This window comes from Rothia sp. HC945 (assembly GCF_051370785.1).
GTDB lineage: Bacteria > Actinomycetota > Actinomycetes > Actinomycetales > Micrococcaceae > Rothia.
The window spans coordinates 1,332,836-1,354,659 of the sequence record NZ_JBFCSN010000001.1 but is presented as its reverse complement, the minus strand read 5'-3'; the positions used below and the strand labels follow the sequence as shown (position 1 = coordinate 1,354,659).

19 protein-coding genes are annotated in these 21,824 nt (G+C 65.0%); 11 read left to right on the top strand and 8 right to left on the bottom strand.

Annotated features, from left to right (window positions below; translation table 11 throughout):
- Positions 1 to 62: 62 nt before the first annotated feature.
- Both AB0Y14_RS06015 and AB0Y14_RS06010 read right to left on the bottom strand, forming a co-directional pair.
- Positions 63 to 1,706: a long-chain-fatty-acid--CoA ligase gene (locus AB0Y14_RS06015; protein ID WP_436588284.1), complete on the bottom strand. Its 1,644-nt coding sequence runs from the start codon at positions 1,704 to 1,706 to the stop codon at positions 63 to 65.
- A 133-nt stretch (positions 1,707 to 1,839) separates the two neighbouring features.
- A complete protein-coding gene (locus AB0Y14_RS06010) occupies positions 1,840 to 2,289 on the bottom strand; it encodes an acyl-CoA thioesterase (protein WP_436588283.1) in 450 nt (149 codons plus the stop codon).
- A gap of 544 nt (positions 2,290 to 2,833) precedes the next feature.
- Between AB0Y14_RS06010 and AB0Y14_RS06005 the strand changes: the two genes are divergently transcribed.
- Both AB0Y14_RS06005 and AB0Y14_RS06000 read left to right on the top strand, forming a co-directional pair.
- Positions 2,834 to 3,292 carry a ribose-5-phosphate isomerase gene (locus AB0Y14_RS06005; RefSeq protein WP_436588834.1) on the top strand — a complete coding sequence of 153 codons (459 nt, stop codon included), beginning with the start codon at positions 2,834 to 2,836 and terminating at the stop codon, positions 3,290 to 3,292.
- A gap of 128 nt (positions 3,293 to 3,420) precedes the next feature.
- Complete coding sequence (locus AB0Y14_RS06000; RefSeq protein ID WP_436588282.1) at positions 3,421 to 3,690, top strand: hypothetical protein; 270 nt, start codon at positions 3,421 to 3,423, stop codon at positions 3,688 to 3,690.
- Positions 3,691 to 3,785: 95 nt separating this feature from the next.
- Here AB0Y14_RS06000 and AB0Y14_RS05995 read toward each other — a convergent pair whose 3' ends face one another.
- Positions 3,786 to 5,237, bottom strand: a complete 1,452-nt coding sequence (locus tag AB0Y14_RS05995; protein WP_436588281.1) for a tryptophan-rich sensory protein — start codon at positions 5,235 to 5,237, stop codon at positions 3,786 to 3,788.
- 69 nt (positions 5,238 to 5,306) lie between these two features.
- Here AB0Y14_RS05995 and AB0Y14_RS05990 point away from each other — a divergent pair, with 69 nt between their 5' ends.
- The 3 genes from AB0Y14_RS05990 to crtI all read left to right on the top strand — a co-directional run bounded on the left by AB0Y14_RS05990 (position 5,307) and on the right by crtI (position 8,589).
- A complete protein-coding gene (locus AB0Y14_RS05990) occupies positions 5,307 to 5,978 on the top strand; it encodes a CPBP family intramembrane glutamic endopeptidase (RefSeq protein ID WP_436588280.1) in 672 nt (223 codons plus the stop codon).
- Positions 5,979 to 6,047: 69 nt separating this feature from the next.
- The gene (locus AB0Y14_RS05985) at positions 6,048 to 6,920 is read left to right on the top strand and encodes a phytoene/squalene synthase family protein (RefSeq protein WP_436588279.1); all 873 of its coding nucleotides are present in this window, start codon (positions 6,048 to 6,050) and stop codon (positions 6,918 to 6,920) included.
- Complete coding sequence (gene crtI, locus AB0Y14_RS05980; protein WP_436588278.1) at positions 6,910 to 8,589, top strand: phytoene desaturase family protein; 1,680 nt, start codon at positions 6,910 to 6,912, stop codon at positions 8,587 to 8,589. The genes AB0Y14_RS05985 and crtI overlap by 11 nt, the downstream gene beginning before the upstream one ends.
- A gap of 14 nt (positions 8,590 to 8,603) precedes the next feature.
- On the opposite strand, the gene AB0Y14_RS05975 is transcribed toward crtI, so the two are convergent.
- From AB0Y14_RS05975 to AB0Y14_RS05955, 5 genes are all read right to left on the bottom strand, one after another.
- Positions 8,604 to 10,547, bottom strand: coding sequence for an ABC transporter ATP-binding protein (locus tag AB0Y14_RS05975; RefSeq protein ID WP_436588277.1), 1,944 nt, complete (start codon positions 10,545 to 10,547; stop codon positions 8,604 to 8,606).
- Positions 10,544 to 12,301 carry an ABC transporter ATP-binding protein gene (locus tag AB0Y14_RS05970; protein WP_436588276.1) on the bottom strand — a complete coding sequence of 586 codons (1,758 nt, stop codon included), beginning with the start codon at positions 12,299 to 12,301 and terminating at the stop codon, positions 10,544 to 10,546. Before AB0Y14_RS05970 ends, AB0Y14_RS05975 begins: the two co-directional genes overlap by 4 nt.
- A gap of 159 nt (positions 12,302 to 12,460) precedes the next feature.
- A complete protein-coding gene (gene galK / locus AB0Y14_RS05965; protein ID WP_436588275.1) occupies positions 12,461 to 13,786 on the bottom strand; it encodes a galactokinase in 1,326 nt (441 codons plus the stop codon).
- Positions 13,783 to 14,910: a galactose-1-phosphate uridylyltransferase gene (gene galT, locus AB0Y14_RS05960; protein ID WP_436588274.1), complete on the bottom strand. Its 1,128-nt coding sequence runs from the start codon at positions 14,908 to 14,910 to the stop codon at positions 13,783 to 13,785. The genes galK and galT overlap by 4 nt, the downstream gene beginning before the upstream one ends.
- Positions 14,907 to 15,707, bottom strand: coding sequence for a DeoR/GlpR family DNA-binding transcription regulator (locus AB0Y14_RS05955; protein WP_436588273.1), 801 nt, complete (start codon positions 15,705 to 15,707; stop codon positions 14,907 to 14,909). Before AB0Y14_RS05955 ends, galT begins: the two co-directional genes overlap by 4 nt.
- A gap of 222 nt (positions 15,708 to 15,929) precedes the next feature.
- Here AB0Y14_RS05955 and AB0Y14_RS05950 point away from each other — a divergent pair, with 222 nt between their 5' ends.
- The 6 genes from AB0Y14_RS05950 to AB0Y14_RS05925 all read left to right on the top strand — a co-directional run bounded on the left by AB0Y14_RS05950 (position 15,930) and on the right by AB0Y14_RS05925 (position 21,824).
- Entirely contained in the window at positions 15,930 to 17,606 is a 1,677-nt protein-coding gene (locus tag AB0Y14_RS05950; protein ID WP_436588272.1) for a sodium:solute symporter family protein, read from the top strand.
- Between the two features lie 27 nt (positions 17,607 to 17,633).
- A complete protein-coding gene (locus AB0Y14_RS05945) occupies positions 17,634 to 17,978 on the top strand; it encodes a hypothetical protein (RefSeq protein WP_436588271.1) in 345 nt (114 codons plus the stop codon).
- Positions 17,978 to 18,916, top strand: a complete 939-nt coding sequence (locus tag AB0Y14_RS05940; RefSeq protein WP_436588270.1) for an aldose 1-epimerase family protein — start codon at positions 17,978 to 17,980, stop codon at positions 18,914 to 18,916. The genes AB0Y14_RS05945 and AB0Y14_RS05940 overlap by 1 nt, the downstream gene beginning before the upstream one ends.
- Positions 18,917 to 19,563: 647 nt before the next feature.
- Entirely contained in the window at positions 19,564 to 19,920 is a 357-nt protein-coding gene (locus AB0Y14_RS05935) for a lycopene cyclase domain-containing protein (RefSeq protein ID WP_436588269.1), read from the top strand.
- Positions 19,913 to 20,275 carry a lycopene cyclase domain-containing protein gene (locus AB0Y14_RS05930; protein ID WP_436588268.1) on the top strand — a complete coding sequence of 121 codons (363 nt, stop codon included), beginning with the start codon at positions 19,913 to 19,915 and terminating at the stop codon, positions 20,273 to 20,275. Before AB0Y14_RS05935 ends, AB0Y14_RS05930 begins: the two co-directional genes overlap by 8 nt.
- Positions 20,256 to 21,824 carry an FAD-dependent oxidoreductase gene (locus AB0Y14_RS05925; protein ID WP_436588267.1) on the top strand — a complete coding sequence of 523 codons (1,569 nt, stop codon included), beginning with the start codon at positions 20,256 to 20,258 and terminating at the stop codon, positions 21,822 to 21,824. The genes AB0Y14_RS05930 and AB0Y14_RS05925 overlap by 20 nt, the downstream gene beginning before the upstream one ends.

The following is a 21,824-nucleotide window of genomic DNA, read 5'->3' as shown; positions in this document are numbered from 1 at the left end:
TCGAGGCTGAGATTCGTCTGTGCAGAGGTCTCCAAGAACCTCAGAAACCGGAGGGAAAACTCTCAGTTCGAATGCTCGGAGGTGTAGTCCTCGCGCATCTGGCGCTTGTTCAACTTGCCCACGGAGGTCCGGGGGAGCTCGGCCGAGACGATGATCTTCTCCGGCAATTGCCATTTGGCGAACCTTTGGGCCAGCAAATCCATGACGCTGTCCTCGGTCAGGTCCTGCCCCTCCTTCGGCACCACGTAGGCGACCGGTCGTTCCTCCCACTTCGGATCGGGAACACCGATGACGGCGGCCTCCGCGACCCGCGAGTTGTCGAGGATCGCGTTCTCCATGTCGATCGACGAGATCCACTCGCCTCCCGACTTGATGACGTCCTTGAGGCGGTCGGTCAGCTTGAGATAGCCGTTTTCGCAGATGACCCCGGCGTCGCCAGAGCGCCACCACCCGTCCTCGAAGCTGTCCTCGGAGTCGGGTCTGTTGTAGTACGACGTCGCCACCCACGGTCCACGAATGAGCAACTCGCCGGCCGACTCGCCGTCGTGGGGCTGGGGGTTGCCGTCCAAGTCGGCGATTTTGATGTCGACGCCAAGCATCGGGAGGCCTTGGTACCGTTTCAGATCCCATGCTTCCTCCTCCGACATGTCGGGGAGCATGTGGGGAAAGTCGCCGTTGCTCGTGGCCATCGGCGAGGTCTCCGACGCGCCGTATGCGTGGATGATCTCGCCCCCTGTGAGCTCCTTGAAACCCTGCATGAGCGACAGCGGAGGTTCACTGGCCCCGCAGACGATGCGGAGGTCCGTGAGATCCGGAGGGGCCGGCAACGACCGATAGTATTCGAGCATCGGAGTGAGAATCGACGGTGCCCCATTCGCGAGGGTCACGTGCTCCTCAGCGAGGGCATCGGCGAGCACCCCGATGTCCTGCGCCTGCCAGCGCCCGGGAAGAACGATCTTGGCCGCCGCGCCGACCGCAGCCTGCGGGAAGCCCCAGCACATCACGTGGAACATCGGGGTCACGAGCATGACGGTCTCGTTGTAATTCAGGTTCTCCGAACTGATCACCGTCATCGAATGCAGGTACATGGCCCGGTGGGAATAGAGAATTCCCTTGGGTCGGCCTGTGGTTCCGGTGGTGTACCCGGCGTAGGCCGCGGTCTTCTCCTCGACCCATTCGAACGGGTAGTCCTCCGGCTCGTCCTTCATGAGCTCCTCGAGGAAGACGACGTTCGGCAGGGTGGTCTCGATCTGCTCCGAGGGCTTGTCCGAAAGGACGATCCACCCCTTGACTCCCGGGGCGTCACGGTGGGCCTCGGCCACGGGAAGCAACGACTCGTCGACGCAGACCCACGACGCCTGCGAATGCTCGATGACGTATCCGAGATCCTCCGAGGCCAGCCTCAGGTTGAGTTGCAGCATCGTGGCCGCGAGCCCGGGAACGGCGAAGTAGAGCTCCAGATGGCGTCGAGAGTTCCAATCGAGAACCCCGACCATGTCTCCGGCGCCCACTCCCAAGCGTGAGAGCGCGCCCGCCATCTTGCTCACGCGGGCGTATTCCTCACGATAGTTCGTCCGGTTCCACGACCCGTTCAGATCGCGGTATGCGATTTCGTTGTCAGGAAAGGTCGTTGCGGCGTACCGCAAGAGCGAAGTCATGTTCAGGGGGTAGTCGTCACCGGTGGTGGCACGGAGTCCTTCGAGCATGGGGTCCTCGTCATGGTCGGGTGGGCGGTATTGCCGCTGGATTTTGTAGAAAAACCCTACGCCCTAGTGATTCAGCACACAATTTCGCGTGATGTCCCGTCGTGTCCGACGCGCCGAAAGTCCGCGCCGAAAGTCAGTGGGCCACGGGTTCGGCGGACAGGTCGGTCGGTCGCTCCGGGTCAAAGGTTCCGTAGCGGCCCAAGAGGTCGCGCTCCTGGTCGTGGAGCTTGCGGGGTCGGAGATTTTCGGGGTCGACGCCGACCAGCACGTTCAGCCCGTCGAAGACCACGGCGTCGTCCTGGATGCCACGGAACGTGATCGTGTAGGACGTACTTCCGACGTGACCCACGCCGAGCTCGATCACAAGCTCCGGCCCGTAATGCACGGGAGAGCGGTAATTGATCTCCGTCCGGACGACGACGGTCGGGTTGACCTCGCGGCTCCAATGGTCAATGGACTGCAACCACATGATGCGCGCTTCCTCCACCAGGGTCAGTACGCGGGCATTGTTGACGTGTCCCATCAGGTCCTGGTCGGACCAGCGGATCTCGAGGGGTTCTGCATATGCGGGGTATTCGGCCATGAACGGTTGTCCTTCCTGATAGATGCCTCACCGATACTATTCCGTACCGGCCGACGCGCCCGCCCCGATGTCATACATGGCGCCGGGGCGGGGGTGTGGTTGGCGCGCCGTGACCAGGGCGACGGGGCAGCCTTGTGCAGTCCAGCGGGGCGGGGTGCGGGGCTGTCGACGTCGTCCGCCCCAATCCAATAGGCGCCGGTTACCCGAATGAGAGCTGTTTTCCGCCGTTAGGTGGTGCCTTAACCCCCACATTGGCCCGGTAATCGCCACCGGATCGGGTAACCACCACCTGAGCGAAGCGTCTGTCGTGTCCGTCGCGCCCGGTTCGGGCCGGTAATCGCCACCGGATCGGGCAACCGCCAACCCCTCTGACCCAGCGCGACCGTATGCGACCCGTTGCAATGGGGTCACGTCATGAAGATCGGCGTTTCTCGGAATGCGGGCAGCCTGGATCGACGACGTCGAGACTCCAGTAGGCTCGTGATCAGGACAGAAATATTCGTGGCCGCCCACGGGTTATGCCACGTGAGGAAAGGAGCACATGATGGGTCTGAAAATCGTCGTCGGCGGAGACAACGCCGGCTTCAACTACAAGGAAGCGCTCAAGGCTGATCTCGAGGCCGATGAGCGAGTCGACGAGGTTATCGATGTCGGCGTGACCGGCACGGATGACGACACGTACTACCCCAATGTGGCCACCGCCGCAGGCGAAAAGGTCAGCGGAGGAGAAGCGGACCGGGCTCTCCTGATCTGTGGGACGGGACTCGGCGTCGCGATTTCTGCCAACAAGGTCAAGGGAATTCGCGCCGTCACGGCACACGACATCTATTCCGTTCAGCGCTCGGTCCTCTCGAACAACGCCCAGGTGCTGTGCATGGGCGAGCGCGTGATTGGCCTCGAGCTGGCGCGCACGCTGGTCAAGGAATGGCTGGGGCTTGAATTCGACCCCAATTCCTCCTCGGCGGCCAAGGTCGATGCCATCTGCGCCTACGAAGGCGACTGAGTCCCCATCCGCCTTCTGGCTCCGGGTCACACGCAGACCGGCCCCGGCCACACGCGGACCGGCCCCGGCCTGCACTGATCCCGCACAGGAGCAGGGGGGGTGTGGCGCAGAACACATAAAAGAGTATCGTGACCAGTGAAGACGCCGAATCCTTCGGGGAGCTGGACATGGGATACACAGAAAATGACAGAGGCGGCAAGCAAGCGGTCATCGTCATGATGGCGGTGGTTACCGCGGCCGCCGCAGTGATCGTTATCGGGGCCACGGTTCTGGTTCCGAAATTCGCGTTCTTCGTTCCATGGACCGTCGTCATCTGGGCGGCGATCATGGTCGGAACGATGATCAGCGAACGCGGAACGCTGTTCCACCGAAACGAGAACCACAGACCCGGACACTGATCGTCCGGAGCGCATCCCACCCGCCCGTGGGGCACTGGCAGCGAGCCGGTGCCCCACGGGCTTTTTCGGCGGTCCTCACCGCCCCTGGATTGGGTTCAGCGGCGATTTCTGCGGGCGATCGCAGCATTGAGCACGGTCGCGAAGCCCGTCCACGCGGCGTACGGAGCCAACAGGAAGCCGCGTTCCGGGGCGGTTCGGTGGACGCGACGCACCAGGTCAACCGAGCTCGCCGTGAGTCCGGCGGCCCATAGTGTCGAGAGCGCGGGTTTCCTGCTCCGGAAGAACATGCCGCACCAGCCCGCATTGAGCACGAGATTCGCCGCCAGCGCCGTCGCATGCTTGCGAGCCGAGGGACGGTCGCCGCTTTCGGCAAGGTCCGCGATCGCCAGGGCATTCGTAGCGGCAATATCGGCGTAAAGCGTGGTCCAGACCAAGGGAAATGCGAGGGCCGGTGGCTGCCACGAGGGCAGGTCAAGACTCTTGTACCAGGCGTTCTTCGGCTGGGTGAGCACGGAGCCGACGACGGCGCACGCTCCGACTCCCACGGAGACGCCGGTGAAGACCTTCGTCCAACGCCGGGTCTCGGAACTCTCGACCGCGTCCCGGACGGCGTCCTCGAAGGACTGGTTGCCACCTGGGGGAGTGCCGACGAGTGTCTCGAGATCCCTCTCCTTCAGAACCGTGTCGTGCAGGAGACTCGAGATCAGCGGGCTGATCAGCGACCGGTCGACCCCGGTCACCCCGGAAATCCAGTACGAGGCCAGGTTCGGTGTGGTCACGGGGGCCGTCACGACGACGCGGGGGATCTTCCCCCAGGTCCTTGCGTAGCGTTTCATCATGTCGATGTAGGGCAGGGTATCCGGGCCGCCGATATCGAAGGTGCGGTTCTGTTCGGCTGGCAAGTCCGCGGCGCTGGCCAGATAGAAGACCGCGTCCCGGACCGAGATCGGGGTGATCCTGTGCTTGATCCACGCGGGGCCTATCGCGCCGGGCAGACGCTCGGAGAGATGGCGGAGCATCTGGAAGGACGAGGACTTGTCTCCCAGGACCACCCCCGCCTGAAGGGCCGCCGTGGGCACGCCCGAATTCATCAGAATCTCGCCGACCGCCACCCGGGAGGCGAGGTGCTCCGACAGGTCGCCTCCTTCCGGGTGGAGGCCCCCGAGGAAGACGATACGGCCGACGCCTTCCTCCCGGGCCGCGGAACCGAAGGCTTCGGCCATGCGTTTCTCGTCCTCCATGAAATCGTCGCCCGAGGACATGGAATGCAGGAGATACCAGGCGGCGTCCGTGCCGGACAGGGCCCGTTGGACGTCCTCCTTCCGGGAGGCGTCTCCTTCGATCACCTCGACGTGCCCCGGGGTCGCCCGCGATCCGGGTGGGACGATGCGGTCGCCCCAGGTCATCGACAATGCCTTGTCGCGGCTGCGCGAGAGCGTGCGGACCGCCCATCCTCGTTCCAGCAGCTCGGTGACCACGTGACTGCCGACGTAGCCGGTTGCCCCAGTGACCAGTCCGAGTCGGTGCTCCTTGTTTTCCTTGCTCATGGATTCTCCTCTCGTGGTTCCTCTGAGCATCAGTTTATTGCCTGGTCAGAGCGTGGAATACTGACAAATATGCCCACCGTTGCCAGCCCCTGGACCACGCGCGCACTCATCGTGCTGCTCCCTGCCGCGTTGGGTGCCGCAGGGTTGCTCACCGCGTCCCTCTCGGGCAAGGGGTCGGTCCTGTTCTACGTCGCCACGTTCTTCACGGCGGCCGTCTACGTGACCGTCTGGCTGCTCGGACCGAGTCGGACGCTGTCCCTCGCCGAACGCGGGAGGTACCGGGGACTCGACGGCCCCGGACGGGCACGAGGCCTGTTGCGCGGCGCAGGGATCGGACTGGTGCTTCTGGCGGTCTTCGCGCTCGGTGCCCTAGTGGTCCGCCCCATCCCGGTCCTCGCCGACCCGGTCGGGGCGCTCCTCGAAAACGTCCACCAAGGTCCGCTGGTGCTCACGATCCTCACCACGGCGGTCAACGGTGTGGCCGAAGAGCTCTTCTTCCGCGACGTCGTCCCGCACAGCATCGAGGGCAGCCCGCGTCTCATCGCGATCAGCTCGGTCGTGCTCTATGCGGCCGTGACGGTGGCGATGGGAGTGCCCCTCCTGGTTTTCGCGGCACTGGTTATCGGGGGCGCAACATACGTCGAGGCGCGCACGACGCGCCGACTCCATTCGCCCATTGCTCTGCACCTGGTGTGGAGCCTGGGAATGCTCGTGGTGCTTCCTCCGCTTATGGGGGCCTAGTCGGTACCCGAACGCACAAGACAGAACCACAAACCGCCGGCGCATCCCACCGGTCGGAAGGACAAGCACATGGGTGATCTCAGCAGATACACCGCAACCTGCCACTCGGTCTCGACGCGCGTGATCGGCAAGTACTCGACGTCGTTCGGGCAAGCGACGCGGCTCCTGGGCCGGCCTGTGCGATCCCGGGTGCGGGATCTCTACGCCGTCGTCCGGGTCGCCGACGAGATCGTCGATGGGCCGGCCGCCGAGGCCGGCATGAACCCCGACCAGATCGCCGCCGAATTGGACCGATTCGAGTCCGACATTACGCAAGCCATCGAGACCGGCTTCTCGGCCAACCCCGTGATCCAGGCCTTCTCCGACACGGTCCGAGTCTGCGCAATCCAGCCCCAGCACATCCGCGCGTTCTTCCGTTCCATGCGGGCGGACACCGACAAGGAGACCTACACCGACGGCGAACTGGACGACTACATCTACGGTTCGGCCGAAGTCGTCGGGCTCATGTGCCTGGACATCTTCCTGGCGGGCCGGGACAAGAGGGGCGACGAGCACCGCACGCTCGTCGACGGAGCACGGCACCTGGGAGCGGCATTCCAGAAGATCAACTTCCTGCGCGACCTGGCCGAGGACCGTGAGGAACTGGGTCGCGACTATCTGGGGCTCGAATCCGAAGAGGACAAGGACGCGGCACTCGAGGACATCCGCAACGATCTCGATATCGCCCGGCGCTCCCTGCCCAGGCTGCCTGCGTCATCCCGTACGGGTGTCACCGCGGCCTACCTGCTCTTCGACGATCTCGTGCGGCGGCTCGCGCGGACCCCGCTCGTCGAGCTGAGGAGCCGGAGGGTGCGGGTCCCCGACGGGGCCAAAGCCAGGATCTTGGCTCGGGCCATCATCGAATCCAGGACCCCTCGGAAGGAGACGAACCGTGGTCTCTGACCGACGACACGGCGAGACAACGAACCGGGCCCCGCGGGCCGCCGTGGTCGGTGGCGGCGTCGCCGGGCTGGCGACGTCGATCCTGCTGGCCCGAGAAGGCTACGCGGTGACCGTCTGGGAGAAGAACAGCGTGGTCGGCGGCCGTGCCGGAACCCTCCGGGCGGACGGTTTCCGCTGGGACCGCGGCCCCTCCTGGTATCTGATGCCGGACGCTTTCGAGCATTTCTACCGGCTTCTTGGTACGTCCGCCGACCGCGAGCTCGACCTCGTGCCGCTCAACGATCCGGCGTACCGCGTGTACTCCGGGGACCACGAACCCGTCGACGTCGTCTCCGGGGAGGACGCGGCCGTCGAACTCTTCGAGAGCATCGAACCCGGTGCCGGAGCGAGGCTGAAGAAGTACCTCTCGGAAGCCGCCGAAACCTACCGGCTCGCGGTCGCGAAGTTCCTGTACACCACGTTTTCCACGCCACGATTCGCCCTCGACCCCGAGATTCTGCGCCGGGTTCCCCGGCTGATGACTCTGCTGCTCGGATCCATGCACGGTGCCGTGTCCCGGCGGTTCAAGGATCCGCGACTTCGGCAGATCCTGACCTACCCGGCCGTCTTCCTGTCGAACCAGCCCCGGAAGACCCCGGCGATGTATGGGCTCATGAGCCACACTGACCTGGTCCAAGGGGTCCTGTACCCGCAAGGCGGGTTCGGGACCTTCATCGATTCTCTCGTCCGGCTGGCCGAGGAGGCCGGCGTCGAGATCCGGACCGGGACGGAAGTCCTGGGGATCGACACGGTGCCCACGGACCGGCCTCGAGGCTCCGCAGGACGCCGGCGCAAAACCGCGGCCCGGCGGGGGAGCCCCTCGGCCCGAGCCAACGGAGTCCGCGTCAGGGGTGCCGACGGCCAGGAGCGGAATGAGGCGGCGGACGTCGTCGTCTCGGCCGCCGACCTGCACCACACCGAGACGTCCCTTCTGCCGCGCGGGCTCCGGTCGCGCCCCGAAAACACGTGGAAGCTCAGAAACCCCGGTATCGGATGCGTTCTGGCCTACCTGGGGGTCGACGGGGAATTGCCCCAACTGGCCCACCACACCCTGGTGTTCAGCAAGGACTGGGACCCCGACTTCCGCGCGATCTTCGGGGCGGGGTCCGGTTCCACCGGTCCGGCCCGGGGCAGCCATTCCGAATCGGTGTACGTGTGCCGGCCTTCGGCGACTGACCCGTCGGTCGCACCCGCCGGCAAGGAGAATCTCTTCGTGCTGATCCCGGTCCCGGCCCGCTCCGACGGTCCGGCGTCCGGGGAGCCCACAGTGGAGAGGATCGTCGATCAGGTGATCGATCTGATCGGTCGCCGGACCGGCATACCCGACCTCGCCGAACGCATCGTCTCTCGTCACACTGCTGGCCCAGGTGACTTCGAAACCGAGTACCACGCATGGCGGGGCAACGCGCTGGGCCTGGCCCACACATTGGGCCAGTCGGCCTTCCTCCGCGGGTCCAACGCCTGCCGCAAAGTCCAAGGCCTGTATTACGCGGGCTCGACCACGGCCCCCGGCGTCGGACTGCCCATGTGCCTGATCTCCGCCGAGAACGTGATCAAGCGGTTGCGTGGGGACACATCGCCCGGGCCGTTGCCCGAGCAGGACACCACGGAGAAGACCCGCAGGGGCTGACAGTGCCGTTTCGTCTACGCGGACCCGTGCTCCTCCGTGGGATCGTCCACGGCGACGTCGGGCATGGCGAACTGGGCCTCGTAGAGCGCATGGTACGCACCCCGCCGGGAGATGAGCTGCGCATGATCGCCCTGTTCCACGATGCGTCCGCCTTCCATGACCACGATGGTGTCCGCGTCCCGGATGGTCGAGAGACGGTGCGCAATCACGAACGAGGTACGGGAAGCGCGCAAGACCGACATGGCCTGCTGAACCAGGAGCTCGGTCCGTGTGTCCACCGAGGACGTGGCCTCGTCCAGAATCAGGACCGACGGATCGGCGATGAACGCCCGGGCGATGGTGATCAACTGTCGCTCTCCCGCAGAGACCGTGCCGCCTTCTTGGTCGATCACGGTCTCGTACCCCTCGGGAAGGGCATGGACAAAGCGATCCACATAGGTCGCCTTCGCCGCGTCGATGACCTCCTCGTCCGTGGCGTCGAGGCGTCCATAACGGATGTTCTCCATGATCGATCCCTCGAAGAGCACGGCGTCCTGGAGCACCATCCCCGTTGCGGCACGAAGGCGATGTCGGCTCATCTCCCGGGTGTCGACGCCGTCGAGGAGAATGGATCCGGAATCGATGTCATAGAACCGCATGATGAGGTTGACCAACGTGGTCTTGCCGGCCCCCGTGGGGCCCACAATAGCGACCGTCTGCCCAGGGGCCGCCGTGAGGCTCAGGTCCCGGATCAGGTCCCGATCGGGCACGTAGGAGAAGCCCACGTGGGAGAACTCGATGTGGCCGCCCGCGCGTCCTGTGTGCTCGTTCTCCGTTCCGGGACGGTCCGGAACCTGCTCCCGCTCGTCGAGGACCTCGTACAGGCGTTCCGCGCTCGCGACGCCTGACTGGAGCATGTTGGCCATGCCCGCGATCTCGCCCAGGGGCTGGTTGAATTCGCGCGAGTACTGGATGAATGCCGTGGCGCCGCCCAGACTCAACTGACCGCTCGCGACCTTGAGCCCGCCCAGCACGGCAATTCCGACATAGCCGAGGTAGGAGACGAACTGCATGATCGGCATCATCGCCCCGGAGAGGAACTGTGCCTTGAACGAGGCGCGATAGACCTTCTCATTGTGGTCATCGAAAATTCTGTCCATGTCCTCGGTGCGGCCGTACACCGTGATGAGGTCATGGCCCGTGAAGGACTCCTCGATGTGGCTGTTGAGCTCGCCCGTGGACTTCCACTGGGCCGCGTACAGTTGCTGGCTGCGTTTGCCGATGATCCCGACCACCAGGGCCGAAATCGGGATCGCAACCAGAGCCACCAGCGCCAGCTGCCACGAGAGCACAAACATCATGACCGCCACGCCGATGACCATCATGACGGCGGCAAACAGGCTGGCCAGGGCCTGTTGGAGGGCCTGCTGCACGTTGTCGACGTCATTCGTCGTCCGGGAGAGAATGTCTCCGCGCGAGTGGGTGTCGAAGTAGCTCAGCGGCAGATTGTTGATCTTGGCCTCGACCCGGCGCCTCATGTCGTAGACCACGTGCATCACGATGTCGTTGAGCATGCGCCCCTGGATCCAGAGAAATATACCCGAAAGAACATACATGCCGAGCACGATGCAGAGTGTCGTGCCGAGCTCCGGAAAGTCGATGCCGCGACCGGGCACGAAGTCCACCGCGGTCAGCATGTCCGCCATCTGGCCCTTGCCCTGCTCCCGGAGCCCGCTCACGACGTCGTCCGGGTTGGTCCCTGCAGGCATGTCGGCCCCGATGACCCCGGCGAAGAGCAGATCCATGGCGCGACCCAGCACCCTGGGCGCGATCACGTTGAGGACGACCGAGCCCACGAGCAGGGCGGTCATGATGACCATCTGCCAGGGGTGCCGGCCGAGCTCGCGGACGAGGCGGAGAGCGGTGGGCCAGAACGCCTTGGCCGGCGTGGGCTCGGGTCCCACAGGGTTTTCGCTCATGACGTCTCCTCTGCGGAGAGCTGGGATTCCACAATCTCCCGGTAGGTCGGCGACTCCTCCAGGAGCTCCTGGTGGGTTCCCCGCGCGATGACGTGGCCGGCGTCGATCACGAGGATCTGATCGGCCTCGGTGATGGTCGAGACGCGTTGCGCGACGATGACGAGCGTCGCGTTCGACGTCACCGGGCGCAGCGCTTCGCGGAGCCTGGCATCGGTCGCGACGTCGAGGGCCGAGAAGGAGTCGTCAAAGAGGTACACGAGGGGGTCGGCCACCAAAGCGCGCGCGATGCAGAGACGTTGCCGCTGGCCACCGGATACATCGGTGCCGCCTTGGGCGATGGCCGAATCCAGGCCGACGGCGCGGGAATCGCCGTCGCCCGTGACCCGGTCGCGAACGAAGTCGTCCGCCTGGGCGATGCGCAACGCCTCCCACAACTCGTCGTCGGTGGCCTCAGAATTGCCGAAGCGCAGGTTGCTCGCGACCGTCCCCGAGAAGAGGTATGGCTTCTGCGGCACGACGCCGACCCGACGCGTGATCTCGGATTTGTCGAGATCGCGAACGTCGGTTCCGTCGAGCAGAACGGCCCCCTCGGTCGCATCGTGGAGCCTGGGTATCAGGTGCAGCGCCGTGGTCTTGCCGGCCCCGGTCGAACCGATGATCGCGGTGGTCGTTCCCGGTTCGGCGCGAAAATCCAGCCCGGAGAGCACCGGGTCCTCGGCCCCTGGATAACGGAAACCGACATTCCGGAACTCGACGACCCCGCGATGCTCCTGAGGCGGGACGGTGCGCTCGGGCGGCCCGACGGCGGGAACGGTCTCGAGGACATCACCCACGCGCCGCGCGCAGATGATCGCACGCGGGAACATCATGTCCATGAACGATCCCATCATCACGGCGAGCAGGATCTGCATCAGGTACTGGAGAAAAGCGGTCAACGAACCGATCTCGACCTGGCCGGCCTCGACCCGGTGGCCTCCGAACCAGAGAACAGCCACCTCGGCGCCGTGCAGCACGATCGTCAGCAACGGCCCCATGAGCACGAAGACGCGTCCGATCGTGACCGAGACGTCGGTGACCTGGCGGTTCGACGAGTCGAAGCGTCGGGTCTCGTACGGCTCCCTCACGAACGCCCGGACCACTCGGATGCCCATGATCTGCTCGCGCAGCACGCCGTTGATCCTGTCGATCTTGCCCTGCATGACCGAGAACAGCGGGACCAGGCGGCGAATCAGGAAAGTCATCAGGACCACGACCACGATCGCCGCCGCGAGCACGAGCCACGAGAGCCCGGCGTCCTCCTGAACGGCCATGATGACGCCGCCGATCACCATCAGGGGCAGCGTGACCATGAAATTCAGGATCATGAGGAACAGCATCTCGACTTGGTGCACGTCGTTGGTTCCGCGGGTGATCAGTGTCGGTGCGCCGTATTGCGTGACTTCCTGGGCGCCGAAACGGTCCACCGAGGTGTACACGCCAGATCGGAGGTCACGGCCCAAACCCATCGAGGCCTGCGCACCGAAGTACACCGCCGAAACCGCGGAGACGATCTGGGCCAGCGCGACCAGGAGCATGATCCCGCCGGTGCGCCAAATGTAATCGGTGTCCCCCGTGGCCACGCCCTCGTCGATGATGCGGGCATTGAGGCTGGGGAGGTACAGGATGGCCAGCACGGAGACCAACTGGAGCATGACGACGGCGACCATATGGCCCCGATAGGGCCTGGTGTACCGGCGAAGGAGTGTGAAGAGCATGGTCACCCGGGGATCGTTCCAGCAGGAGACCACGGAACTTCGTCCGTCGAGGGGGGGGGCAATCACAGGCCTCAGCTGGTCATTGAATTTTGAATGGACGGACTGTTCCCAGGAAACCAGAGGCTCCGCGCAGGGTCAACGGTACGACCCGGAGCGGAGCTAGACGTCCCGCCGCGCGGCCTCGGACGGCAGGGCCTCGAGGAATTCGGGGGGAGCGAAACCGGCGTCGGCGAAGGCGTCTGCGACGGCCGAGGCGACGGCTTCCATCTGCTCCCGCCGGACCAGCGCGATCGCCGATCCGCCGAAGCCGCCGCCCGTCATGCGGGCGCCCAGGGCCCCGGCCGTGCGAGCGGCGTCGACCGCCGCGTCCAGCTCAGGGCTGCTGACCCGGTAGTCGTCCCGCAGGGAATCGTGGGAGCCGTTGAGGATCTCCCCGAGCGAGGCCCAGGCCGGGTCTCCGGCCGGGCGCTCGGCATCGGCGAAGAGACCGACGCACTTCTGGGTCCTGAGGACCTCGGTCCATACGTGGCGCACGAGTCCGCGCATCGAGGCCTCGGTGTGACCATCGGGTATGTCTCGGGTGCCACTCTCCACGGCCGCGTCCCACTCGCGCAGAAGGCGCTGGACGTCGTCGTCGGTGGGTACCTCATCCAGCGCGTCGCGCAGGGTCGGGACGTCGAGAGCTCGTGCCGCGCTGTCGCATCCTTCGCGCCTCTGGGCATATTGGCCGTCCACGAGGCGGTGCGGTGCACGCGTGTCGATGACCAGCAGGGACAGGCCGGCCGAGGCGACGTCGATCTGCAGCGGCCTGGACGAGAAGTCCCGGCAGTCGATCGTCAGCACGGAGCCCTCCTGGGCCCGCAGCGAGATCGACTGGTCCATGCCGCCCGTGCTTGCACCGGCGATCTCGTTCTCGGCAAGAATGCAAGCGGTCGCCAGTCGAGCGCGTCCTTCGTCGGATGATGCCAGGAGCGGGCGGTCGGCTTCTTCCCGCGACGCCAGGGCGTCGAAGGCCAAGGCGACCGAACACTCCAGTGCCGCGGAGGAGGACAACCCGGCGCCCAAGGGAACGGACGAGCAGATTGCGAGGTCTGCCCCGGGGATCTCGACCCCGTTCGCCCCAGACCCGAGGGATTCGCGCGCCATCGCCCACGGCACCCCGAACACGTAGGAGGTCCACCCGTGGACCCGACCCGGGGCGACGTCGTCCGGATTCGTGACCACGGGGTCGCCCGGTTCCTCGGCGGAGGTCACGCGAACCCGCCGATCCTCCCGTGGAGCGACCGCGACGTAGGTCCGGTGCGGCAGAGCCAGGGGGACCACCGTTCCGCCGTTGTAGTCCACGTGCTCGCCGATCAGATTGACGCGACCGGGGGCAGAAAAGACGGCCCACGGTTCGGAGCCGTAGGTTTCCCGGAACAGGGAGCGGGCGGCGTCGATCTGTTCGCGTGCGTCGGGGGCGGGCTTCCAGACGAGCTCGCTCATGGTGCCACCTCTCTGAATCGCTGGGCGATCCGTTCGGGGGTCGTGTCGCTGATCCAGGCGGCCATCGCCGATTCGGAACCGGCCAGGTACTTCATCTTGCCGGGGGCTCGCAGCAGGGAGAACACATGGAGTCGCATGCGGGAGATGTCCTCGCCGCCGCGGACTGGGACCTGGTGCCAGGCCGAGATGTACGGCAACTGTTCGATGCCATCGAAGAAGCGATCCAGGCGGCCCAGGAGGTCCAGGTAGAGGTCTGCCAACTCGTCCTTTTCACGGTCGCTCAATTCCGTGAAGTCGCGGGCCGCCCGTCGGGGAACGACCATGAACTCGACCGGCCATTTGGCCGCGAACGGGACATAGGCGACCCAGTGGGCGGTCTCGGTGATGATGCGGTCCCCGGCCTCGAGCTCGGCGTCCAGGACGTCGGCGATCAGGTCCCCTCCCGTGGATGCTTTCCACTGCTCGGCGCTGCGCTGAACCGCGGCCGTATGGGGAGGCACATACGAATACGCGTAAATCTGACCGTGCGGGTGATGGAGGGTCACCCCGATCTCCTCACCCCGGTTCTCGAAGGGAACCACTTGGACGACGCCGTCGAGCGCCGACAGCTCCCGGGTGCGGTGCGTCCAGGCTTCGATCACGGTCCGGGCACGGCGGTGGCCCAGGCGGGCGAAGGATCCCGCCTGCTCCGAGGTGAAGCAGACGACCTCGCACCGCCCTGCGGGCGAGGTTTCCCGGAACAAAGGCTCGTCGCGGTAGGTCTCGAGCGGTCCCTGGAGCGAGGGGAATCGGTTCTCGAAGACGACGACGTCGTACTCCGGCTCCGGAACCTCGGACGGGACGGTTCCCTGTCCCGCCGGGGCCAGGGGGTCCTCATCCGCCGGTGGCAGGAAAGTGCGGTTCATCCGATGGGCCGCGATCGTGACGTGGTCGCCGGTCAGCGGGTCGACCCGGATACTCGCCGACTCGGGCGGGGGAGACTGTCGGGGTTCGAGCGGCCTCGGGTCGTGGATCGACCGTGTGCGCTCGCCCGAAAGATAGGGCTCGGAGTCGTCGAAGAAAATGATGTCCCGCCCATCGGCGAGGAGCCCACGGGTCACGCGGGGCTGAATATCATCCGTCATGATGCAATGACCACCTTGTCGATCTTCTCTTGCATGAATTCCAGGGCGTCCTCAGGCAGGCCGGGGCTCGTGATGACGACGTCGATCTCCGACCAATCGGCGAAGCCCGCCAAGCCCGTGATGCCCCACTTGGTGTGATCGAAGACGGCGACCACGGTGCGGGCCGAACGGACGAGGGCCCTGTTGGTGCGTGCCTCGGCGAGGTTGGGCGTTGTCAGTCCGGCATCCCCGGCACCGTGGGCTCCCAGGAACAGGATGTCCACGTGGAGGTACCCCAGGGTCGCGTCCGCCAGGGGGCCGACCAGGGCATCCGAGGGCGTGCGCTCGCCGCCTGTGAGGAGCACCTGGTGGGGATCGGAGGCTTTCGCGCGGTCCGCCTCGGGGCCGGCTTGGGACCTGAAGAATTCGTCTGCGACCGGAAGCGAATTGGTCAGCACGGTCAGGCGGGACGGTTCCGGCCGGCCCGTGACCTCCTGGGCTATCCGGGTGCACGTGGTCCCTGCGGAGAATCCGATCGACTGGTTGGCTCCGACCATGTCCGCCGCCGCCCGTGCGATGGCTCCTTTGGCCTCCGAATTCAGCGACATCTTTTCCGAGTACGCGGGCTCAAGGGTCGACGTCGTGGATTCGGCACCACCGTGGATTCTGGTCAGCAGGCCCTGCTCGTCCAGCTCGGCCAGGTCCCGTCGCACGGTCATGGGGGAGACATCCAGCAGCCGGGAGAGGTCCTGGACATGGGCGGCTCCGTTTTGCTGGACCTCGTGAAGGATGCGCCTCTTGCGCTGTTCGGCGAGCATGAGCACCTTTCCGCGGATGCTGACGGGTGAGCGTCACACAGTATGTCACGAAAAGATCTGAAGTGAACAAAAAAGAACATGCTCGGCGTGCCGCTCTTGCGGCCCATGTCACCGACAAATGTTGACAAGGTCACGTGTCCGTGTAGGCTGAGCTCCAGAATTCAACAATTACGAACAGTAACGCACATGAGTGTGCGTTCCCGATACTCCAGGAGGCAAGCGATGCTGCTTGCAGACGCCAGCTCCGGCATCCGGCTGTCCCTCTCATGGGTCGACTACCTGATGCTCTTCCTCTACTTTGCGACGGTCCTTGCCATCGGCATCGCCGCCAAACGCAAGGTCAAGACCAGTATGGACTTCTTCCTCTCGGGGCGGTCCATGCCGGCATGGATCACGGGCCTCGCCTTCGTCTCGGCCAACCTCGGAGCCACCGAGATTCTGGGGATGGCCGCGAACGGTGCCGAAATCGGTATGGCCACGTTGCACTACTACATCGTCGGCGCGGTTCCGGCGATGGTCTTCCTCGGTCTCGTGATGATGCCCTTCTACTACGGGTCCAAGGTTCGCTCGGTCCCGCAGTTCATGCTGCGGCGTTTCGGGAAGCCGGCCCACGTGGTCAACTCGATCGCCTTCGCGATTTCCAACGTGCTCATCGCAGGGATCAACCTCTACGCCATGGCCATCATCATCGAGGCCATGCTTGGCTGGCCCCAGTGGGTAGCCATCATCATCTCGGCAGGCTTCGTGCTCCTGTACATCACCCTGGGCGGTCTGTCCGGAGCGATCTACAACGAGGTCATGCAGTTCTTCGTGATCATTGCCGGGCTGGTCCCGCTCACGATCGTCGGCCTGCACCGCGTGCACGGTTGGTCGGGCCTCAAGGAATCCTTGATGCACACCGAGGGTGTCAGCCGACTCCACCTCTCCGCCTGGCAGGGCACGGGAATCGGTGACGTCACCAACCCGATCGGTGCCAACTGGCTCGCTATCGTGCTGGGCCTCGGGTTCGTGCTCGGGTTCGGCTACTGGACCACCAACTTCACCGAGGTTCAGCGGGCTTTCTCGGCGAAGAACATGTCGGCTGCTCGCCGCACACCGTTGATCGGCGCCTTCCCGAAATTGTTCATCCCCTTCATCGTGGTGGTGCCCGGCCTGATCGCCGCGGCAACGGTCGGTAACCAGTTTGCCGACGGCTCGCTGACCTACAACGAGGCGATCCCGAAGCTCATCCAGATGTACCTGCCCAACGGCGTCCTGGGTGTCGCGGTCACGGGTCTCATGGCCTCGTTCATGGCCGGTATGGCCGCCAACGTCTCCAGCTTCAACACGGTGTTCACGTACGACCTCTGGCAGGAGTACATCAAGCCCAAGATGCCGGACGACTACTACCTGTCCGTGGGCCGTTGGATCACGGCGATCGGCGTCGTCGTCGGAATCGCCACGGCGTTCCTGGCAGCGCAGTTCGGCAACATCATGACCTACATGCAGACGTTGTTCTCCTTCTTCAATGCCCCATTGTTCGGTGTGTTCATCCTGGGTCTCCTGTGGAAGAAGATGACTCCCGCGGCGGGCCTGTGGGGGTACCTCGCCGGCATCGTGGCGCCCACGATCGTGTGGATCGCGTATCTCAACAACGAGTCGCTCTTCGGCTCGGCGACGGCCGAAACGATGTACGGAGCCATTTGGTCCTTCGTCGCGGTGATCGTGGTTTCGGTAGTTGTCACGCTGTTCACCAAACCCAAGCCGGTGGAAGAGCTGAAGGGGCTTGTCTACGGCATCGGTACGCTGGACATGAAGTCCGACGTCGTCGCGGGCGACGCCGCGTGGTACCGATCGCCGGCGCTCCTGGGCACCGGAGCCCTGGTGCTTTGCGTCCTGCTCTACCTGCCCTTCCTGTAAGAATTCGCATCGACGAGGAGAAACATCATGAACGAGAACTCGAAGGAGAGTCCGGACCTCGTGCAGCTCAGCGAGGCGGAGAAGAAGAAGCTCATCCGGTCGACCCGTCGAACGGATCTGCGCAGGATCATCGGCGGGCTGTTCCTGATCTACGGCGTCCTGGTGACGATCATGGGAATCGTGGATCCGGCCACGGATGCCGCGAAGACCGGAGGCCTGCACATCAACCTGTGGACCGGTATCTCGATGCTCGTGGCGGGAGGGCTGTTCTTCCTGTGGGACAAACTCGCACCGGTTCCTGAGGAAGACATCGTGGCCAGCGCCGAGTCCGTCGAGATCAAGAAGGCGGAAGGCGAAGGGAAGCTGGGCTGATGTCCGGCCTGCAGGGAACCATCCGTACGATCTCCGCCGGGGGCTACTCGGCGGAGATTGCGGAGGTCGGCGCCAGCCTTGTGTCCCTGCGCGGTTTCCGGGGCCATCTGGTCCGGCGCACCCCTCCGGAAGGGCTGCGTCCCGGGTGCAATGGCGCGATCCTTGCTCCGTGGCCCAACCGTCTTCGGGACGGGCGCTATGAATTCGACGGCGAGACCCACCAACTGCCCCTGACGGAGCCCGAACGAGGGAATGCCGCCCACGGGTTGGTCCTGTGGGAACGGTGGGACGTCGTCGCGCATCACCCGCATGAGCTCGTGATGAGCCTGGATCTGGTTCCCCAACCCGGGTACCCCTTCTCTCTCGGCCTGGAAGTCGTCTACTCCCTCTCCGCGAGCGGCCTCGAATGCCGTGTGACGACCACGAACACCGGGGGTCGTCCGGCTCCTTACGCCGTCGCCGGCCACCCGTACCTCGTGGCGGACGGGTCCGAGGGCAGCACATCCGACGCGATCGGCGACTGGACCTTGACCGTCCCGGCATCGTCGTACGTCGAGACGGATCCCGAGCGGCTTCTGCCCCGCGGCGTTCACCCGGTCGAGGGAACCGCCTACGACTTTCGCGCGGGCCGGCGTCTCGGCCGGGAGCCTTACGACGTCGCCCTGGGCGATCCGGAACGGAGCCCTGACGAGCGGTTCGCCTGTTCGCTCAGCACAGCGACGGGTGACGGGGTTCTCCTGGAGTGCGATGCCGAGGCCTCGTGGATCCAGGTGTACACGGACGACCAGGCTCCCGGTGAGGCCGGGCGGCGGGCCGTCGCCGTGGAACCCATGACCGCGCCCGCCGACTCGTTCCGCTCGGGCCGCGACCTGGTCACTCTCGAATCCGGTCAGCGGCACAGCGTCGCCTGGCGGATCCGCGACCTGAGGACGAAGTAAAGAACCGGCCTGATTTCCGTGGGGCCTGGTCTGCGGGTCGAGGTGGCAGTCCCGTGCGGTTTTCGCGGCCAAATTTGCAGAATGCTGCCACCTCACCACCACCTCGCGCGTGGGCAGTCGCCGTTGGCGCACTTCATCGCCGCCTCGAAGGGTTCCCGAGGGGGTTCCCGACGACGTCGTGTACGTCCGGGGCGCTATTTGGTGGGCGTTACCCGATGGGGAGGCGTTTTCCGCCGTTAGGTGGCGTCTCAACCCCCACCTAACGGCGGAAACATCCACTGAATCGGGCAACCCCCACCCAACTCGAGGTGGTGGTCGGCCCAACCCCAAGGAATGGGCAGCATTTTCGGCATCACGCGCCTCGCCGGCCCATCCAAGACCTGACCATGAAACGACGAAACTCCCGGCCCGTCACCGCGCCGAGAAAGGTAGTACACGATATAATTGTGCACGTGGGATATTGCTCGGCGGTGACGTCCCCTCCAGGCCCGAAAAGGAACCAGGAAGGCCGAAACATGATTCTGACCAGGCGCTCTTTGCTACCGTGGTGCTATGTTTGACGCTACATGGCGGTCGAAAACAACCGCAGACATCGGTGCATTGGGCACGGCGCTGAGTACCCGAACCATCGGAAAGCGGTGCATGTGATGCAGCCCTGGACGTACCTGATTGTTCTGGGAATCTGTCTCGCCCTGACGCTGCCCCTCGAGTTCGTTTTCCGGTTGCGGGTTTATCGCAATCCGTTGAGGTTGCTCCTGGTCTTGGTTCCTGTGGTCCTGATCTTCTCCGTGTGGGACACCATCGCCGTCGGACGCGATTACTGGACCTACGACCCCTTGCAGACCCTCGCGGTAGAGCTTCCTGGCGGGTTGCCCCTCGAGGAGGTCCTCTTCTTTGTGGCCATCCCGATATGCGCCGTGCTGACGTACGAATCCGTGGAGCGCGTCACCGTTCTGGTGCGCAGGATTCTGTCGCGGTCGAAGGGTAGGGACAAGGATGCCTGAATACACGATCGGGACGGTCCTGACCATGATTGCGGTGATCACGATCGAACTCTTCTGGCTGAAGACCGGCATCTTCCGTTCGCTCAATTACTGGCTGGCCATGGCCGTGATGTTTGCATTCCAAATACCCATGGACGGTTTTCTCACCCGCCTGTCGAACCCGATCGTTCGGTACAACCCGGACCAGTTCCTCGGTATTCGGTGGCCCCTCGATATCCCGATCGAAGATTTCGGATTCGGGTTCGCGATGATGACGCTGACGCTGATGCTGTGGACCGCCTTGCGCCGATCGCGGCGAGACCCCGGTCAGGGCCCGAAGCACGAGGAAGGTTCTCATGAGTCCAAACATTCGTGACGACAAGGCGCAGAGAATCCCTGCGCCCGAAGGTGCCGACAAGGTCGCCGAAGCTCGCTCCGTCTTGGTGGTCGGCGGCGGAATCGCCGGCCTGTCCGCGGCCACCGGCCTCGCGGAACGCGGTGTCGATGTCACCGTGGTCGAGCCGCAACGGCAACTCGGCGGGCGGGTTCGGTCCTGGCATGTCGACGGCGCCGCGGGCCCGGTGACGATGAGTCGCGGCTTCCACGCGTTCTTCCGCCAGTACTACAATCTTCGCGCGTTGTTGGACCGCATCCCTTCGTCAGACCCTCTGCGTGCCGTGCCCGACTACCCGCTCAGGTCCTCCGACGGGCTCGCGGATTCCTTCGCCCGTATCCCTCGGACCCCGCCTTGGAGCTTCATCGGGTTCGTGCTGCAGAGCCCCAGTTTTCGCCTGCGTGATCTGCCCGGGGTCGACCTCGATACGGCTCTGTCCTTGCTCGACGTGGACTTCCCGGAAACCTTCCGACGCCACGACGGACAGAGCGCCCAGGAATTCCTGGACCGTTTGGGTTTCCCGGAACGGGCCAGGCACTTGGCCCTCGAAGTCTTCGCCCGCAGCTTCTTCGCGAATCCGACCGATTTCTCTGCCGGCGAGATGCTCGCGATGTTCCACACCTATTTCCTGGGATCGTCCGAGGGTCTCCTCTTCGACACGGCGTCCGACGACTTCGACACCGCTCTGTGGAAGCCCTTGGGGGACTATCTCTCCGGGCTGGGCGTGCGGCGTCTGCGAACGCGCGTCGAGTCGTTGGCCATGAAATCCGAGGGCGCGATGGTCCACATGGAGGACGGTGCGACTCGGGAGTACGACGCCGTCGTGCTGGCAGCGGGGCCGGGGGCAACCCGGCGCCTGGGGTCGGAAGCGACGGGCGTGGAGGACTCCGCGTGGACCGAACGCATGGCCTCGATCCGGCAGGCGCCGCCCTTCGCGGTCTGGCGGCTGTGGATGGACCGAAAGGTCAATGCGTCGCGCCCCGCTTTTCTCGGTACCGCAGGATTCGGCCCGCTCGACAACGTCAGTGTTCTCGAACGGTTCGAGGAAGGGGCCGCTCAGTGGAGCGAGGCGCATGGCGGCAGCGTCGTCGAGCTCCACGCATATGCCCTCGACGAGCCCGTGAACAGGGAATCGCTCCGGCGTCGCTTGCGTGACGAACTCGCGAGGGTCTACCCGGAAACCCGACTCTCGGGTGTCCTCGAAGACAACTTGCTGATCGAATGGGACTGCCCTCTCGTCGGGCTGGAACCGTGGGACGAGAGACCGAGCGTGACCACACCGCATCCCCAATTGGTGCTCGCGGGGGACACGATCCGGTGCGAATATCCCGTCGCGTTGATGGAACGGGCCGCGACCACGGGATGGCAAGCCGCGAACGAACTCTTGGGCCGATGGTCCGTGCGCGGCCACGAGCTCTGGACGCCCCCGCTGACTTCCCGTCATGCCTATCCGGGAGCTCTTCGTTCCCTGCTGGAAGCAGGTGAGCGATTGCGTCATCCCAGGCGGGCCGGCAGGGGCAGCCATCGCTGA

Excerpts from the sequence above, each read along its gene's own strand:
- AB0Y14_RS05945 (WP_436588271.1), top strand. The coding sequence starts at position 17,634 with ATGAACGAGAACTCGAAGGAGAGTCCGGACCTCGTGCAGCTCAGCGAG.
- AB0Y14_RS05975 (WP_436588277.1), bottom strand. The coding sequence starts at position 10,547 with ATGAGCGAAAACCCTGTGGGACCCGAGCCCACGCCGGCCAAGGCGTTC.
- AB0Y14_RS06005 (WP_436588834.1), top strand. The coding sequence starts at position 2,834 with ATGGGTCTGAAAATCGTCGTCGGCGGAGACAACGCCGGCTTCAACTAC.
- galT (WP_436588274.1), bottom strand. The coding sequence starts at position 14,910 with ATGACGGATGATATTCAGCCCCGCGTGACCCGTGGGCTCCTCGCCGAT.
- AB0Y14_RS05985 (WP_436588279.1), top strand. The coding sequence starts at position 6,048 with ATGGGTGATCTCAGCAGATACACCGCAACCTGCCACTCGGTCTCGACG.
- galK (WP_436588275.1), bottom strand. The coding sequence starts at position 13,786 with ATGAGCGAGCTCGTCTGGAAGCCCGCCCCCGACGCACGCGAACAGATC.
- AB0Y14_RS06010 (WP_436588283.1), bottom strand. The coding sequence starts at position 2,289 with ATGGCCGAATACCCCGCATATGCAGAACCCCTCGAGATCCGCTGGTCC.
- AB0Y14_RS05925 (WP_436588267.1), top strand. The coding sequence starts at position 20,256 with ATGAGTCCAAACATTCGTGACGACAAGGCGCAGAGAATCCCTGCGCCC.
- AB0Y14_RS05990 (WP_436588280.1), top strand. The coding sequence starts at position 5,307 with ATGCCCACCGTTGCCAGCCCCTGGACCACGCGCGCACTCATCGTGCTG.
- AB0Y14_RS05970 (WP_436588276.1), bottom strand. The coding sequence starts at position 12,301 with ATGCTCTTCACACTCCTTCGCCGGTACACCAGGCCCTATCGGGGCCAT.
- AB0Y14_RS05955 (WP_436588273.1), bottom strand. The coding sequence starts at position 15,707 with ATGCTCGCCGAACAGCGCAAGAGGCGCATCCTTCACGAGGTCCAGCAA.
- AB0Y14_RS05950 (WP_436588272.1), top strand. The coding sequence starts at position 15,930 with ATGCTGCTTGCAGACGCCAGCTCCGGCATCCGGCTGTCCCTCTCATGG.
- AB0Y14_RS06015 (WP_436588284.1), bottom strand. The coding sequence starts at position 1,706 with ATGCTCGAAGGACTCCGTGCCACCACCGGTGACGACTACCCCCTGAAC.
- AB0Y14_RS05935 (WP_436588269.1), top strand. The coding sequence starts at position 19,564 with ATGCAGCCCTGGACGTACCTGATTGTTCTGGGAATCTGTCTCGCCCTG.
- AB0Y14_RS05995 (WP_436588281.1), bottom strand. The coding sequence starts at position 5,237 with ATGAGCAAGGAAAACAAGGAGCACCGACTCGGACTGGTCACTGGGGCA.
- AB0Y14_RS05940 (WP_436588270.1), top strand. The coding sequence starts at position 17,978 with ATGTCCGGCCTGCAGGGAACCATCCGTACGATCTCCGCCGGGGGCTAC.
- AB0Y14_RS05930 (WP_436588268.1), top strand. The coding sequence starts at position 19,913 with ATGCCTGAATACACGATCGGGACGGTCCTGACCATGATTGCGGTGATC.